Origin of the sequence: Devosia beringensis, from assembly GCF_014926585.1 — a bacterium.
GTDB lineage: Bacteria > Pseudomonadota > Alphaproteobacteria > Rhizobiales > Devosiaceae > Devosia > Devosia beringensis.
In genome coordinates, this window is record NZ_CP045422.1 from 134,260 (window position 1) to 149,137 (window position 14,878).

The window sequence follows — 14,878 nt, forward strand, 5'->3', positions numbered from 1 at the left end:
GTGATGCGCATTGCCCTGCCCCGAGTCGCCGGAATTGTGGCCCTGGCCATGCTTGGCACTACCGCTTCTGTCGGGGTGGCGCGGGCCGAGAGCGCGCTGTGCATGGATTGCCTGAGCGTCCGGGTCGGGCCACCCTCGGTGGTCCGGGGCCCCTTCCCGGACGAGCTGGACGCGACCTTTACGGCCCTCAAGCTCGCAGACGGATCGTTTCGCGGCTTCAGTGCCAATGGCGCGACCTATGCCATTGACGGCACCAGCCTCTGGGACATGGGCGGCGAGCGGCGTGCTGTCATGCAGCCGGGCGAGCCCGGCAAGGAGAATGAGTGCGGGCGCTGGCTGACCAGCACGACGCGCACCGCCGGGGCGGTGCTCGGCTTCGTGCATCAGGAAAGCATCTGTGACTATGGCCCGCGGGGACAGACCGACAAGACCATGGCCATTGCCAGCTCGTCCGATGAGGGGCTGACCTGGACCGACCTTGGCACCGTCATCAGCGGACCCGATGCGCCGCGCAAGGGGTCCATTTCCGGCGAGGGCGACTGCGCCATGGTCGACGGCATGGACGGCTATCTTTACGCCTATTGCCTGCGCAATTCGGACTGGCAGACCATTGTGGCGCGGGCCCTGGCCGGCGATCCGACGGACTGGCGCAAGTTCCACGCGGGCGGCTGGAGCGAGCCGGGCCTCGACGGCGAGGCGACTGACATCGGCTTTTTCGGCCCGGCCGCCGCCTTTGTGCAGGAGCTCGGCCAGGTTGCCACCGTGACCACCGATCCGTGGTTTGGCGGCGTGCGGCTGTCGCTATCGGCCGACAAGCTGAGCTTCGTCGATCTCGACGAGCCCTTGCTGACCATTGACGGGTCGGACTGGAACCGGCCCGCTGCATCCGATCTGGTCGCCTATGCCACCATGCTCAATCCTGACAATGGCAGCAATATCGTCAACCAGCGCTTCCTGCTCAGCTATGTCTATATCCCGCCCGGCAAGGGCTTCGAGAGCCGCTACCTGGTGCATCAAGAAGTGTCGCTGTCGATTGAGGACGAGCCGCCCTCAGCGCAAGTCGGCATGGCGCTGGCCCGCTGGTCGGACCCCGCGCGGAAGATCTACGTCGCCTCGACCGGACCGTTGACGGGCGACAGGCAGGCCTACCAGCAGGACACCGTGGTGGCGCATATGCTGACGCGCCCGCCCGAGGGCGTTGCCAGCATCAAATTTGCCGAATGCGCCAGCAATGGGCCGGGGCACCTCGACCAGGTGCTGGTCGAGGACGGCTATTGCAGCGAGGGCTATGTCCGGGAACGCACCGCGGGCTGGCTCTATGCCGCCGAGCAGCCAGGCACGGTGCCGGTCTATCGCTGCTATGCCGTGACCGCGCAGACGCATTTCGCCTCGAGCGCCGCGGACTGCGAGGGCCTGGGCGACATGGATTTCCTGCTCGGCTACGGTTTGGCACCATGAGCACGGGCGTGGATACGAGTAGGGAGCTCGGCGCGCCCGGGGTCAGCCTCGACGGATTGCGCTTTGCCGTCTTCAGTACCCGCAACATGGTCTTCCTGATCGCCGTGCTGGCCATGAACTACACGCTGATGCGCCCCTCGCCCGTCGACATGCTATTCATCGGTTCATTCCTGATCACTCTCTTGCATCTGATGCTGTTCCAGCAGCAGGTGGTGACGCGACGGGCCGTGTTTCTGTCGCTGCTGCTGGGCGCGTGGGCGATGTCCTACTTCATCGCGTCGCTGCCACATCTGGGGCAGGAATTCGTGGCTTTCGAGCTCCTCGCCAAGACCTTTGCCATTTCGATCGGCGTGATCGGCGCCTTCGTCTCGATGAGCTGGAACCAGCGCCACTTCGAAACTTTCATGATGGTTTATATCGCCTCCTGCGTCATTGCCTCCCTGCTGGGCACGGTGGGCTTCCTGACCCAGATGGAGCTGCTGACCTGGGACGGCCGCGCCAAGGGGTTGATCGACGACCCCAACATGTATGGCTCCTTCCTCATTCCGGCCGTGGTGTTCTGCGCCTATTTCCTGTCGCGCGGGCAAGGCAGCAAGGTGCTGCTCAGCGGCGCGCTGGCGATTGCGCTCCTGGGCATCCTGCTCTCATTCTCGCGCATCGCCGTGGTCGCCGCGATCGTGTGCCTGACGGCCTATGTCTTCTTTCACAACCGGCGCAATCCGCGTCGACTGGTGCTGATCATTGGCGGCCTCGTGATGACCAGCGTCGTGCTGTTCGTCATTGCGGGCCTGACCTCGGCCGAATTCACCGCCAAGCTCATGGATCGCCTGACCTTTGCCAAGGATTATGACCTGGGCGAGGAAGGGCGCTACCACCGCTACCTGCTGGTGCTGCCGATGATCATGCAGAACCCGATCGGCATCGGCGTGCTGCAGCTCGAAAAGATCTTCCCCGAGCCGATCCACAACATCTGGCTCAGCTCCTTCGTCAATTACGGCTGGGGCGGCGGCATCAGCTATGTCACGCTGGCCGTGGGCAGCGTGGTGGTATCGCTGCGCAATTACCGGCGCACCGGCAACGAACTGCCCATCGTGCTGCTCATTTCGCTGGTCGGCATTATCTTCTGCTCGTCGCTGCATGAGGGCGAGCATTGGCGCCAGAGCTGGCTGTTCTATGGGTTGGTCTGGGGATTGAGCGCCGCCAATATCAGCTCGACCGGGCCGGGCACCAGGGCGCGTCCCCGTCGACTGGCCGAGCCATCCGCGACACCGCCCCGAGCGGCTGCCGGCGTCAAGCGCTGATACCGCGCTAGTCCTGCCAGAGTGTGCCGCGCAGATAGCGCTCGGCCAGGTCGGCCGTGCCATCGGCAAAGCCGGGCGCGTGCAGCTGCGCCAGAGCCGTTTCGGCGTGCGAGCCGATCCAGGCCAGCAGCGACATGCGCCGCAGCATGACCATGGCATTGATGGAATCGATATCCATGCCGTCCAGAGGGCGAATGGCCTGATACCGGTCCAGCCAGGCCACCTTGAGCGCCGGCACGAGCGGATGGGTTTCGTGGAAGGAGATGGCGGCGGCAAAATCGTAGGTGAACCAGCAGAAGCCGCAATCGTCGAAATCGATCAGGGACACCATGTCGCCATGGACCAGCAGGTTGCCCAACCGCATGTCGGCATGGATCAGCCCATAGCGCGACGGGTCGAGGCCATATTCGGCCAGGCGCATCCACAGCGTCGCGTCGAGACGATCGAGGATCGGTCGGTTGTGGGCATTAACGCCCGGCGCCAGGCGCCAGTCGCCCCAGGGGCCATCGGCATCGAGGATCGTCGAGGCCTGCCAGCTCTGGCGGGTGAAGCCGGCGGGGCGCTGCCAGGTGGTGGCATGGCGATGCAGGGTCGCCGCGTAGTGCCCCAGCGTCCCGAACAGGCCGACCAGATCGCTCTGCAGCGTGGGTTCGTCACCGGTGAGGTAATCAAACAGCACGGCCAGATGGATCGTGCCATCGGGCCCGCAGAACTCCTGCAGCAGACGGCCATCGCCGCCGGCAATCGGCTGGGGCACGGGGATGGCGGTGTCCCGCCGCAGGGCCAGCAGCCAGGCCAGTTCGCTGTCGATGGATTGCCCCGACTGATAGCCCTTGCGGTGCATGCGCAGCATGAAGCAGCGGCCATCGAGGCAATCGACGCGGAAAGTCCGGTTCTCGGAGTGATTGACCAGTCGGGCACTGCCCCCCTGCGTCTGGGGCCACAGCGCGAGCGCTGGCGCAATGTCCGGCAGGGTCATGGGCATCGGAAACTCCGACAGTCAGCCGCTGGCAGCAGGGCTGCAGCGGCGAAACCAGGCTGTTGTGAGTGTGATGGTCGGAGCGACAGGATTTGAACCTGCGACCCTTTGTCCCCCAGACAAATGCGCTACCAAGCTGCGCTACGCCCCGACTGCGCGGAGACATAGAGAAGCTCGAGTTTAGGTGCAACCCTCAATTTGAGGAGCGTGTAAACAAAGCGAGATTTTTTCGGTGAAATGGTTCGTCGCGGGACCGAAAGTCCCACGGGCGTTCTCCTCATGTCCACCTAAGTAGCGGCGGCGACGTATAAGGCGAGATTCGTATAACAAGGGACGATCTGGAGCGGCGCGCCAAGTGATCGTATGAAGTGACTCCAGCAAGAATCCATAGCCACACGGATTGCTGAATTCTGGGTCCACCGGGGACAATGCGCCCCATTTCGGCCTTCCCGGTAGCCATTTCGTTTTGCAAAAAGCGGTCAGTCCGGTCATGTCTCGCAAGCCCAAGTATTGCCGCGGCTTGTCACCGCGCTGTCAAACAGTCCGGCTAAAGCCGCTGCACCGCTGGACTTCCCCGCGGCCGCACGACAGGAGTTGCTGATGCGCACCCTTCTCACCGCTGGCCTGATGCTGGCCGCAACGCTTTCCCCGGCCTGGGCGCAGGAGGGCAGACTGGTGCTCTATACCAGCCAGCCCAACACGGATGCGCAGCAGACGGCTGATGCCTTCATGGCCAAGTATCCCGGCATTACCGTGGAATGGGTGCGCGATGGCACGCCCAAGATCATGGCCAAGTTCCGCGCCGAAGCCGAAGCCGGCACGCCGCTGGCCGATGTGCTGCTGATTGCCGATGTGGTGACCATGGAAGGGCTCAAGGCCGAAGGCCTGCTGCTCAACTTCCCCGAAGCCGACACGACCGGGCTCGACGCCAGCCTCTATGACGAGGACGGCGCCTATTTCTCCACCAAGCTGATCACCACCGGCATCGTCTACAATACGGCCGCCACCATGGTGCCGACCAGCTGGCTGGACCTGACCAAGCCCGAAGCCAAGGACCAGCTGGCCATGCCCAGCCCGCTGACCTCGGGCGCAGCGCTGATCCACACGGTGACGCTGACCGACAACCTGGCCGAAGGCTGGGACTATTACACCGCGCTGGCCGCAAACGGCGCCCAGGCCTCGGGCGGCAATGGCGACGTGCTGACGGCCGTTGCTGGCGGCGAAAAGCTCTATGGCATGATCGTCGACTTCCTGCCGATCCGGGAAGCCGCCAAGGGCGCGCCCGTCGCCTTCGTCTTTCCGACAGAGGGCGTTTCGGCCGTGACCGAACCGGCCGCAATCCTGGCTTCCGCGCCCAATGCGGACAATGCCAAGCTGTTCATCGACTTCCTGATTTCCGAGGAAGGCCAGCAGTTGGCCTCGAGCCAGGGCTATATCCCGGCCCGTGACGGCATCGACCTGCCCGCCGGCTATCCGGCGCGCGCCGATATCAAGCTTCTGCCCTATGACGCGGCCGCAGCCCTGGCCAACGAGACTGCCAATAAGGAACGGTTCGGCGAGATCTTCGGCCAGTAGGCCGGCGTGACGCCAGACACCCCATTGATGCGGCCGACCGGGACGGTTCCTCCCTTGCTGGATCCGGACGGCCGCGTCATGAGAGCGGCATGGCTGCTGCCTGCCGTTCTCACTCTTTGTGCCGTCGGACTGATCGCCGTGCTGCCCACCGGCCGGCTGGTCTTGACGGCGCTGTTCGCCGATGGCCAGTTCGACGCGAGCCTGTTGCTCAGCCGGTTGGCGCGCGGCGCCACACAGCGTGCGATCTTCAATACGCTCGATACCGCCCTGTTCGGTGCTCTGCTGGCCCTGCTAATCGGCGCGCCCTTCGCCTTTCTCGTCGCCGCCACCGACATGCCGCTGCGTCGGCTGCAGGGCTTCCTGCTCATCTTGCCGCTGATGATCGCGCCGCAGGTCATGGCGCTGGCCTGGATGCATCTGCTGGGCCCCTCGAGTGCCCTGCTGGGCGCCATCGGCCTTGCACCACCCCCCGGCACGGCCAATCCGCTGCTCGGCCGCAACGGCATTATCCTGCTTTTCGGCGTGCAACATGCGCCCATCGTTTTCATCACCCTGCGCGCCGGCCTGGTGCTGTTGCCGCGCGATTATGTCGAAGCCGCGCGGGCTGCAGGGATGGGACCCGTTCGCGTGGTGACAGGTGTCGTGCTGCCGCTGCTGTGGCCGTACCTGATCGCCGCAAAGGCACTGGCATTCGTGTCCGGCGTCGGCAATTTTGGCATTCCGGCGCTGCTGGGCATGCCCGAGAACTTTCTGACGCTGGCCACGCTGATCTACCAACAGCTCTCCAGCAATGGCCCCAGCGTACTACCCCAGGTGGCCGGGCTCTCCCTGCTGATTTGTCTGATCGCCATTGCTGGGATTGCCGCCCAGAGCCTGGCTTTGCGTCGCGTGCGCTTCGCGCTGACGCGCGGCGCGCCGATGCGGTTTTCGCTTGGACCATTGCGCTGGCCGGTTGCCGCTGCGGGCCTGCTGCTGCTGACGGCGGTGCTGATCCTGCCGGCGGCGGCCCTGCTCGCCACCTCTCTTGTGCCCGCCTATGGCGTGCCGCTGTCGCTGACGACGCTCACGCTCGACAACTATGTCGAGGTGCTGCTCCGGCAGTCGTCAACTGTCCGCGCCTTCGTCAACTCCAGTTATTTGTCGCTGCTGGCCGCCGCCATCCTGGCCATGCTGGCCGTGCCGCTGGCGCTGGGCCTCAACCGCCTCCCGCGCCGCGTCAGCAGGATGGCGCATGGCACGCTCGAATTGCCCTATGCCCTGCCCGGCATCGTGCTGGCCATCGCCTGTATCCTGTTGTTTTTGCGACCACTGCCCGTGCTGGGCAGCCTCTACGCCACGCCGTGGATCATCCTCGTCGCCTATCTCATGCGCTTTGCCGCCTTGGCGCTGAAGCCCGTCGAGGCGGCGCTCGACCAGTTGGCACCCGAGCTTGGTGAAGCCGCCGCTGCCGCCGGAGCCGGCCCGCTGCGGCGCCTGCTGACCATCACCGCGCCACTGGCCGCGCCGGCTGCCTTTGCCGGGGCCCTGCTGGTGTTCATGAGCGCCTTCAACGAGCTGACCGTATCCGCCCTCCTGTGGTCGAGCCGCAACGAGACCATCGGCGTGATCCTGTTCAGTCTCGAAGAATCGGGCCTGTCGCCGCAGGCCTCGGCCGTGGCCATCGTCACCCTGCTGGTGGTTGTCGCGCTGCTGGCCGCGCTCGATCGTCTCGGCCGCATGCTGCCCGCCGGCGTGCTACCTTGGCGCTGATCAGCCCGGCACGATCCAGGCATCGCTGACGGCCAGATGGACCGGCGTGCCGGGAGCCATTCGCTGCGGCATCGACAGCAGCAGGGTCTCGCCGCTGGCCAGAATGGCGGTGGCATCGTAGGCTGCCCCGGTATAGCGCGTGGTCGCAATGGTGGCGGCAATGCCGGTCTCGGCCAGTGTCAGATGCTCCGGCCGCAACAGGAGCAACGGCGTCGCGCTGCCGGCCTGGCCGCGGGTCGGCAGGGTTATCCCGGCGACCTCGACCCGTCCGTCCAGGCGGACGCCCCGCACAGTAACCCCTCTCCCCACAAAGCCGGCAACCATTGCATTGGCCGGCTCTGCGTAAATCTGCTCGGGTGCCCCCGACTGTTGCACGGCCCCCTTGTCCAAAACGACAATACGATCGGCCAGCGCCAACGCCTCTGCCTGGTCATGCGTGACGAAGACGATGGTGGCGCCGGTATCGCGGTGCAGGCGGGCAAAGACATCCAGCATTTCGGCGCGCAGATGCACGTCGAGATTGGCCAAGGGTTCGTCGAGGAGAATAATGTCGGTGCCGGTAACCAGACAGCGTGCCAGAGCGACACGCTGTCGCTGCCCGCCTGACAGTGCGTCGACGCTGCGCGATCCCAGCCCGGTAAGCGATACCATGGCCAGTGCCTTGGCCACCCGCACGGCGATTTCCGCCTTCGCCACGCCCCGCGCCAGCAGGGGATAGGCGACATTGGCTGCGACATCCATATGTGGCCACAAGGCATAGGACTGGAACACGATCCCGAGACTGCGCCGTTCCGGTGGCACGCTGATATGCGGCCCGGCCACCAGACGATCGCCGAGTTGGATCGTGCCGGTACTCGGTCGTTCGAAACCGGCAATCAGCCGCAAGAGGGTGGTCTTTCCGCAGCCAGAGGGCCCCAGCAACGCGGTGAAGGAGCCGGAATCCAGCGCCAGACTGGTGGGCTGGATGGCCGGCACGCCGTCAAAGGTCTTGCCGAGGTCGTCGAGAATAATCGCGGTCATGGCGTCGTCCTAGGCAGGCAAGATGACAGTATGGCGACAATCTGGGGCCAGTTACGCTCCGGACAGTCGGCGCAACAAGCATCCACTTATGCATAATTGCCGCGCGTGATCCCGTTGTAGCCGGGGTTAGCCGCACGGCGGGCTGTCATGCAACTTTCACCATCCTGTTAGCAAACTGAATTGCAGCGTCCCTATGGATATCCTTGCAGTGCAATTCCTGTTGCAGAAGGTGCTCCATGTCGCGCAAATCCATTTCCACTCTCGCGGTCAGCTTGCTGGCCCTCGCCACCTCCATCGGTGCCGCCCAGGCCCAGACCTCCGTCACGTTCTGGCATAGCTTCAACGGCGCCTCGGGCGAAGCGCTCGACGAAATCATCACCAAGTACCAGGCGCAGAACCCCGACGTCGTCATCGCAGCCGAATATGTCGGCAATTACAACGACATCGTCGCCCGGCTCCAGGCGGCGATCCCGGCCAATCGCGGCCCTGATGCCGTCATTCTCGAAGTCACCCGCTATGGCCTGTTCGCCGATGCCGGCGTGCTGGCCGACCTGACGCCCTATTTCGACGCCGATCCGCTCAAGGACGAGCTCTACGACTATGCTCGCGAAATCGGGGTTATCGGCGACAAGGCCTATATCGTGCCGTTCAACTCCTCGACCCCGGTGCTGTACTATAACAAGGCCATCTTCGAGCAGGCCGGCATTGAGGGCGAGCCCGCCCTGGGCACGTTCGACGAGATCCTGACGGCAGCCCAGACGGTCAACGATGCGCTGAGTGCCGACGGCATTTCCGGCATTGCCGCGCCCGGCCAGTTCGCCCGCTGGGGCCTGGTCATGGCCAATGACAGCGATCTCATCGACGCCATGAGCGGGGAAATCCTGCTCGACGCTCCCAACACCATTGAGGCCTATGAATGGATGGCATCGCTGGTGCATGAGCATCAGGTGGCCTCGGCCGACGGTGTTACCGAAGAAGACAATGGCCGCGACGCGTTCCTGGCCGGCCGCGTCGGCATGATGTTCAACTCGACCGGCAATTATGTCGGCGCCCGCGAAGCGATCGGCGATGACCTCGGCGTCTTGCCCATGCCGTGCAACAAGGTGTGCTCTGTGCCGATCGGCGGCGCCGGCATCGGCATCATGGCCACCGCGGCCCAGGACGTACAGGACGCCGCTTACGACTTCGTCAGCTATGCCGCCTCGGCCGAAGCCAATGCCATCTGGTTCGCCGCTACCGGCTATCTGCCGATCAACCGCAATTCGGCCGAACAGCCGGTTGCCGCTCAAGCGCTGGCCAGCCAGCCCGGTATCGACGTCGCCATCAACTCCCTGCCCAATGCCCATGGCCGCGCCCGCACCCCGGTCGTGACCTGGATGCGTACCACCGAATACGACATGTGGCAGGCCATGGCCCTGGGCCAGCGCGAAGTCGAAGAGACCATGGTGCAGTTCGCCGCCGATACGCGCGCCGAAGAAGCCCGCTAACCGGACCAACCCAAGGCGGCGGAGGCAGGTGCCCCCGCCGCGTCTTTCTCGAGGCGATCCCAGCCATGTCACCCAAGTTTACCCCCTATCTGCTGGCGGCGCCGCTGATCGCCTTCATCGCTGTCTTCACCTATGTGCCGATCGTGACGAGCCTTGATCTGAGCTTTCGCAGCTGGAACTTCATGTCGCCCGAGCGCCCCTTTGTCGGCTTCGACAATTACTGGCGGCTGCTCAACTCGGCCAGTTTCTGGAATTCCCTGACCGTCACCAGCGTCTTTGCGGTGATTTCGGTGCCGCTGCGCCTCGCTTTGGCTCTGGCCATTGCCAGCTACCTCAAGCGCGATGCCCTGCCCTCCCGGCTGCTGCGCGGCGCCATCTTCCTACCCACCGTGACCTCGACCGTGTCGATCGCCGTGGTGTTTTCCTGGGTATTTTCCACCGATTACGGCATGGCCAACGGCTTGCTGGTGAATCTGGGGCTGGGGCGCATTCCCTGGCTGCAGGACCCCAAGCTGGCGCTGCTGGTGGTGATTTTCATCAATACCTGGAAGCAGCTCGGCTACGACGTCATCATCTATATCGCGGCGCTTCAGGCGGTGCCCCAGGAGCTCTATGACGCGGCGGCCATCGATGGCGGCAAGCGCAGCCAGGTGTTCCGGCGCATCACCGTGCCGCTGATCATGCCGACCACCTATTTCCTGCTGGTGATCTCGGTCATCGAGGCATTCCAGGTCTTCACCATCATCAATGTGATGACGCGCGGCGGCCCGGCGGGCGCCACCGATATGGTGGTCAACCTGCTCTACCGCACCGGCTTTGTGCTGTTCGACATCGGCGCGGGTTCGGCGCTGGCCGTGCTGCTGTTCATCCTGCTCATTGCGCTGGCTTTGCTCAAGGCGCGGATCGTCGGCCAGAGGATCCATTATGAGGCATGATCTCGCGCTCAAATCGGGGCTGGCGCTGCTGGCCGGCATCATCTTCCTGTCGCCGGTGCTCTATTCGATCTGGATGTCGTTCCAGACCGCCAGTTCCTACTACCAGGGCGGCTTCGTCGCGACGCTGGACAATTACTGGCGGGTGATCAGCGAGTACAATTTCGCCCGCTACCTGTTTAACAGCCTGCTGGTTTCGGGCCTCGTGACCCTGGCCGGCTTGGCCTTTGCCACCATGGCGGCCTTTGCCTTTGCCCGGTTCGATTTCAAGGGGCGCGACCTGCTGTTTGGCCTCACCGTGGCGACGCTGATGATCCCCAGCCACATCACGCTGATCCCCAACTACCTGACCCTGGCTTCGGCTGGCCTGCTCGACAGTTATGCCGGCCTGATCCTGCCCGCCATTTCCAACGGCTTTGCCGCTTTCTTCCTGCGCCAGTATATGCGCGGTATTCCCAGGGCGCTCGACGAGGCCGCCTACATGGATGGCGCCACGCCACTGCAGGTGCTCTGGCGGGTGATCGTGCCGATCTCGCGCCCCGCCATCTTCTCGATGGGCCTCTATATCTTCCTGGCGGAGTGGAACAACTACATCTGGCCGCTGGTCGCCGTCGGCAAAGAGGACCTCTACACGCTCCAGCTCGGGCTGGCCCGGCTCTACAGCATCAATCCGGGCGAGGGCCTGATCGACTGGCCTCTGGTCATGGCCGCCTCAACTCTCACCATCCTGCCCGTCCTGCTCGGCTTCGTGCTGGTGGAACGGCATCTGGTGCGCGGCATCACCATGGGCGCCGTCAAATGACCCATCAAACAAGGACGCTCTCTATGACACGCATCGCGGCCCACCGTGGCGGCACCCTCGAATATGGGGACAGCACGCCGCAAGGCTTTGCGGCAACCGCCACCATGGCGCTCGAACAGGTCGAGTTCGACGTGCATCCCACCAGCGACGGCGCCACCATCGTGCATCACGACGCAACGCTTGACCGCACGACCGATCGGACGGGCGCCATAGCCGCGCTGACCGAAGCGGAAGTGCGCGCCGCCACCATCAATTTTGGGGCCGGAGCCCATCCGCTGACACTGGCGGAACTCTGCGCCGTGTTCCGGCCCAGCCCGGTCGATCTGCGTTGCGAGATCAAGCCGGACGAGCATGGTCGGCCCTACACAAATTTCGTCCCGCGGGTCATCGCCACGCTGGGCGAGCAGGCCATGCTCGAGCGCACCACCTTCACCTCGTTCCTGCTCGAAACGCTGGACGAACTGGCGCCCTTGACCATGCAGCCGCGGCTCTGGCTGGTCAGTCCGCCGGTGCTGCGCCAGCTGGGTATCGGCGCCGTGATCGAGCTGGCGCAAGCGCGGTCGATTGGCGAGATCGGCCTGCATGTCGATGATGCCGACCGGACAGTCAAGACTGCGCTCGAACAGGCCGGCCTCATCTTCGGCTGCTGGGCCGCCCATTCGGTCGAGCAGATGGAAAAAGCCCTGGCGCTGGAGGCGCATGTCTTCACCACCGACCGTCCCAGCCTTGCGATCGAGGTGCGCAACCGCCGTCTGGAAGGGCTGTCAGAATGAGCGCCATCAGCATGCGCAATATCAGCAAGTCCTTCCCCGGCGGCGCGCCGGTGCTGCAGGACGTCTCGATGGACATCGAGAATGGCGAGTTCATCGTCATTGTCGGGCCCTCGGGCTGCGGCAAATCCACCCTGTTGCGGCTGGTCGCCGGGCTTGAGAGGGTCAATGAGGGCACTATCGAGATTGCCGGCAAGCGCGCCAATGACCTGCCGCCGCAGGATCGTGACATCGCCATGATCTTTCAGAACTACGCGCTTTATCCGCATATGAGCGTGCGCGAGAACATCGCTTTCGGTCTCGAGCTGCGCGGCATTGCCAAGGCCGAGCGCAATGCCCGCGCCGAGGCGGTGGCCAAAACCCTGCAGCTGACGCCCTTTCTCGGGCGCAAGCCCGGCGCCCTGTCGGGCGGCCAGCGCCAGCGCGTGGCCATGGGTCGGGCCATGGCGCGCGACTGTTCGATCTATCTGATGGACGAGCCGCTTTCCAATCTCGACAATGCCCTGCGGGTGGCCATGCGCACCGAGATCAAGCAACTGCACCGCCAGCTGGGCGCCACCATGGTCTATGTCACCCATGACCAGACCGAGGCCCTGTCGCTGGCCGACCGGATCGCGGTGATGCAGGATGGCCATCTGCTGCAGTTCGACACGCCCGAGGCCATCTATGATCGGCCGGCGCATAAATTCGTCGCCGGCTTTCTGGGCACGCCGGCCATGAATTTCCTGCCGGCTGCGGCACTGCCGGCCTTTGCCCATCACGCGCATACCACCGTCGGCCTGCGCGCCGAATCCCTGCGCGTGCTGAACGCTGAACCCGCCACACCGGCGCTTCCAGCGCGCGTACTGCTGTCCGAAATGACCGGCGCCACGGTGATCCTGCACTGTGACGGACCAGCCGGCAAATTGACGCTGAACAGCGCCCGCGATGAACTGCCCCGCGATCCGGAACGCTTCTGGATCGGCTACGACCCCGAGCAGGCCATGCTGTTTGACGACCAAAGTGGACTTCGGATCGCAAATCCGTGAAGCTTGTACCTGCTACTGTCTTGGCAAAGTTACCGGAATTCGCAATGGCCCCTGAGCCCACCCCGCCGCGAACCCTGCTCGACCGCGTCAAGAGCAGCCCGAGCCGGCTGACCCCTTCCGATGAACGCCTGCTCGAAGTGCTGCTGGGCGATCCGATGCGCGCGGCCATGGATAATGGCGCGGCGATCTCGTCGCGGGCCGGCGTGCATCCCGCTTCGGCCGTCCGCTTCGCCCGAAGGCTCGGCTTTGCCGGCTATCCCGAACTGCGCAGCTTCATCCAGGAAAGCCTGGTGCAGAGCGAGGGTGACTTTGAAAGCCCGGCGGCACGCATGGCGGCGCGGCTGGCCCGCGCCCCGTCCGGCGGCCTGCTCGATTCCGTCATCGATAGCGAAATTGCCGCTTTGCGCCAGATGCGCCGGGCGGTCAGCGATGACGATATCGCCCACTTTGCCCAGCGCCTGCGCGATTGCCGGCGGATCTTTGTGTTCGGCCGCGGTCATGCCGCCACGCTGTCAGCGCTGATCAGCCTGCGGCTGACGCGCTCGGGCTATGATGCACTCGACCTGGGCGCTCAGATGCATCAGCTGCCCGAGGCGCTCAATGGGCTGACCAACCGGGATGTCGTCTGGCTGTTCGCCTTCCGCAAGGCGCCGGCGCTGGTCGGCGAGATCCAGGCCATAGCCAGCCAGCGGGGCGCTTTGACCCTGGCGATTACCGACCGCCAGGCGGGCCGCTTTGCCAACACGGTTGACCGCCACGTCGTCGTCTCGCGCGGTGCAGCCGGCGAGTCGCAGTCCCTGGTGGTTCCCATGACCATTGCCAACACGATCATCCTCGAGCTCGCCGCCATCGATGACGGCCGCTCCATCCGGGCGCTCGATGCTTTCAAGGCGTTTCGCGCCAGCGGCAAGCTGTCCACCACCCTGCTCTGATCCCCCCTGATTGGCAGCCGCTGCTGCCTGACCACGAGTTTTCCATGAAGATCATCGCCCATCGCGGCTATAGCGCCGATTACGCCGAGAACACACCCCAGAGCTGGGACGCAGCGCTGGCTGCCGGCGCCCATGCCATCGAAACCGATATCCGCTTTTCCAGCGATGGCATTGCGGTCTGCGCCCATGACGACGATCTCGACCGGCTGTTCGGGCGGCCCGAACGGGTGAGCGATGTTGCATGGCCGGAACTGGAAGCGCTGGAGAGTCCAAACGGCGCGCGCATTGCGCGGCTTGCCGATGTGCTGGCTTATGCGGGCAATGGCCATTACGTCCTGCTCGATCTCAAGGATGAAAGCCCGCAGGCGCTCGAACGGATCTGGCAGATCATCGTGGCCGAAGTGCCCGCAGCGCAGCACCCGCTGGTGATCGCAGGGTGCCACGGCCTAGAGGCGGTGCGGTTTTTTGGCGCGCGCGGGGCGACGATCCTGGGCTTTATTCCCGCTCCCGACATGGCCGAGGCGTTCTGGCAGGCCGGCGCGACCACCATCCGCCTGTGGGAAGGCGATGTTTCTCCGGCGCGGGTCACCACCCTGCAGGCGCTTGGCGCCGAGGTCTGGGTGACCAGCGGGGGTGACGGGACTAGTTTTGATGGCGGCGACCATAACGGCACCGATATGGCGGGGCTCGCCGCGATCGGGGTTGGCGGGGTTCTCGTCAATGACGTGGCGCTGGCCGTGCGGCAGGTTGCGAGCCTGGGCTGATCAGACCGGCCTGACATTGCCCATTTTGCGCGATGTTGCGTGTATGGGGCCCGCGGGGCGCTGGGCCACGCCGTTGAGGCC

Annotated in this window: 13 protein-coding genes and 1 tRNA gene; 11 read left to right on the top strand and 3 right to left on the bottom strand. The window is 64.7% G+C overall.

Features of this window, described 5'->3' with window-relative positions; genetic code table 11:
* Positions 1-3 precede the first annotated feature (3 nt).
* Together GDR53_RS00775 and GDR53_RS00780 are read left to right on the top strand one after the other, a co-directional pair.
* Positions 4-1,458: a hypothetical protein gene (locus GDR53_RS00775; protein WP_193336232.1), complete on the top strand. Its 1,455-nt coding sequence runs from the start codon at positions 4-6 to the stop codon at positions 1,456-1,458.
* Between the two features lie 8 nt (positions 1,459-1,466).
* The gene (locus tag GDR53_RS00780) at positions 1,467-2,759 is read left to right on the top strand and encodes an O-antigen ligase family protein (RefSeq protein ID WP_193336233.1); all 1,293 of its coding nucleotides are present in this window, start codon (positions 1,467-1,469) and stop codon (positions 2,757-2,759) included.
* Positions 2,760-2,766: 7 nt separating this feature from the next.
* On the opposite strand, the gene GDR53_RS00785 is transcribed toward GDR53_RS00780, so the two are convergent.
* The gene (locus tag GDR53_RS00785) at positions 2,767-3,744 is read right to left on the bottom strand and encodes a phosphotransferase enzyme family protein (protein WP_193336234.1); all 978 of its coding nucleotides are present in this window, start codon (positions 3,742-3,744) and stop codon (positions 2,767-2,769) included.
* Positions 3,745-3,812: 68 nt separating this feature from the next.
* Positions 3,813-3,889, bottom strand: a tRNA-Pro gene (locus tag GDR53_RS00790).
* A 449-nt stretch (positions 3,890-4,338) separates the two neighbouring features.
* On the opposite strand from GDR53_RS00790, the gene GDR53_RS00795 reads away from it, so the two are divergent.
* On the top strand, positions 4,339-5,313 hold the full coding sequence (locus GDR53_RS00795; protein WP_193336235.1) for an ABC transporter substrate-binding protein: 975 nt from the start codon (positions 4,339-4,341) through the stop codon (positions 5,311-5,313).
* 78 nt (positions 5,314-5,391) lie between these two features.
* The gene (locus GDR53_RS00800) at positions 5,392-7,062 is read left to right on the top strand and encodes an ABC transporter permease (protein ID WP_193336236.1); all 1,671 of its coding nucleotides are present in this window, start codon (positions 5,392-5,394) and stop codon (positions 7,060-7,062) included.
* Here the strand turns inward: GDR53_RS00800 and GDR53_RS00805 are convergent, their stop codons facing one another.
* The gene (locus GDR53_RS00805; protein ID WP_193336237.1) at positions 7,063-8,082 is read right to left on the bottom strand and encodes an ABC transporter ATP-binding protein; all 1,020 of its coding nucleotides are present in this window, start codon (positions 8,080-8,082) and stop codon (positions 7,063-7,065) included.
* A gap of 236 nt (positions 8,083-8,318) precedes the next feature.
* Here GDR53_RS00805 and GDR53_RS00810 point away from each other — a divergent pair, with 236 nt between their 5' ends.
* From GDR53_RS00810 to GDR53_RS00840, 7 genes are all read left to right on the top strand, one after another.
* Complete coding sequence (locus tag GDR53_RS00810) at positions 8,319-9,569, top strand: ABC transporter substrate-binding protein (RefSeq protein ID WP_193336238.1); 1,251 nt, start codon at positions 8,319-8,321, stop codon at positions 9,567-9,569.
* 65 nt (positions 9,570-9,634) lie between these two features.
* On the top strand, positions 9,635-10,504 hold the full coding sequence (locus tag GDR53_RS00815) for a carbohydrate ABC transporter permease (protein ID WP_193336239.1): 870 nt from the start codon (positions 9,635-9,637) through the stop codon (positions 10,502-10,504).
* Positions 10,494-11,303: a carbohydrate ABC transporter permease gene (locus GDR53_RS00820; protein WP_193336240.1), complete on the top strand. Its 810-nt coding sequence runs from the start codon at positions 10,494-10,496 to the stop codon at positions 11,301-11,303. The genes GDR53_RS00815 and GDR53_RS00820 overlap by 11 nt, the downstream gene beginning before the upstream one ends.
* A 23-nt stretch (positions 11,304-11,326) precedes the next feature.
* Complete coding sequence (locus GDR53_RS00825; RefSeq protein WP_193336241.1) at positions 11,327-12,076, top strand: glycerophosphodiester phosphodiesterase family protein; 750 nt, start codon at positions 11,327-11,329, stop codon at positions 12,074-12,076.
* Positions 12,073-13,101, top strand: coding sequence for an ABC transporter ATP-binding protein (locus GDR53_RS00830; RefSeq protein ID WP_193336242.1), 1,029 nt, complete (start codon positions 12,073-12,075; stop codon positions 13,099-13,101). The genes GDR53_RS00825 and GDR53_RS00830 overlap by 4 nt, the downstream gene beginning before the upstream one ends.
* 44 nt (positions 13,102-13,145) lie before the next feature.
* The gene (locus GDR53_RS00835) at positions 13,146-14,033 is read left to right on the top strand and encodes a MurR/RpiR family transcriptional regulator (RefSeq protein WP_193336243.1); all 888 of its coding nucleotides are present in this window, start codon (positions 13,146-13,148) and stop codon (positions 14,031-14,033) included.
* A gap of 44 nt (positions 14,034-14,077) precedes the next feature.
* Positions 14,078-14,797 carry a glycerophosphodiester phosphodiesterase gene (locus GDR53_RS00840; protein ID WP_193336244.1) on the top strand — a complete coding sequence of 240 codons (720 nt, stop codon included), beginning with the start codon at positions 14,078-14,080 and terminating at the stop codon, positions 14,795-14,797.
* Positions 14,798-14,878 lie beyond the last annotated feature (81 nt).

What these genes read in the sequence shown, in the direction of transcription:
- GDR53_RS00810 (WP_193336238.1), top strand. Translation starts at nt 8,319, where the DNA reads ATGTCGCGCAAATCCATTTCCACTCTCGCGGTCAGCTTGCTGGCCCTC.
- GDR53_RS00815 (WP_193336239.1), top strand. Translation starts at nt 9,635, where the DNA reads ATGTCACCCAAGTTTACCCCCTATCTGCTGGCGGCGCCGCTGATCGCC.
- GDR53_RS00800 (WP_193336236.1), top strand. Translation starts at nt 5,392, where the DNA reads ATGAGAGCGGCATGGCTGCTGCCTGCCGTTCTCACTCTTTGTGCCGTC.
- GDR53_RS00785 (WP_193336234.1), bottom strand. Translation starts at nt 3,744, where the DNA reads ATGCCCATGACCCTGCCGGACATTGCGCCAGCGCTCGCGCTGTGGCCC.
- GDR53_RS00820 (WP_193336240.1), top strand. Translation starts at nt 10,494, where the DNA reads ATGAGGCATGATCTCGCGCTCAAATCGGGGCTGGCGCTGCTGGCCGGC.
- GDR53_RS00805 (WP_193336237.1), bottom strand. Translation starts at nt 8,082, where the DNA reads ATGACCGCGATTATTCTCGACGACCTCGGCAAGACCTTTGACGGCGTG.
- GDR53_RS00775 (WP_193336232.1), top strand. Translation starts at nt 4, where the DNA reads ATGCGCATTGCCCTGCCCCGAGTCGCCGGAATTGTGGCCCTGGCCATG.
- GDR53_RS00830 (WP_193336242.1), top strand. Translation starts at nt 12,073, where the DNA reads ATGAGCGCCATCAGCATGCGCAATATCAGCAAGTCCTTCCCCGGCGGC.
- GDR53_RS00825 (WP_193336241.1), top strand. Translation starts at nt 11,327, where the DNA reads ATGACACGCATCGCGGCCCACCGTGGCGGCACCCTCGAATATGGGGAC.
- GDR53_RS00835 (WP_193336243.1), top strand. Translation starts at nt 13,146, where the DNA reads ATGGCCCCTGAGCCCACCCCGCCGCGAACCCTGCTCGACCGCGTCAAG.
- GDR53_RS00795 (WP_193336235.1), top strand. Translation starts at nt 4,339, where the DNA reads ATGCGCACCCTTCTCACCGCTGGCCTGATGCTGGCCGCAACGCTTTCC.
- GDR53_RS00840 (WP_193336244.1), top strand. Translation starts at nt 14,078, where the DNA reads ATGAAGATCATCGCCCATCGCGGCTATAGCGCCGATTACGCCGAGAAC.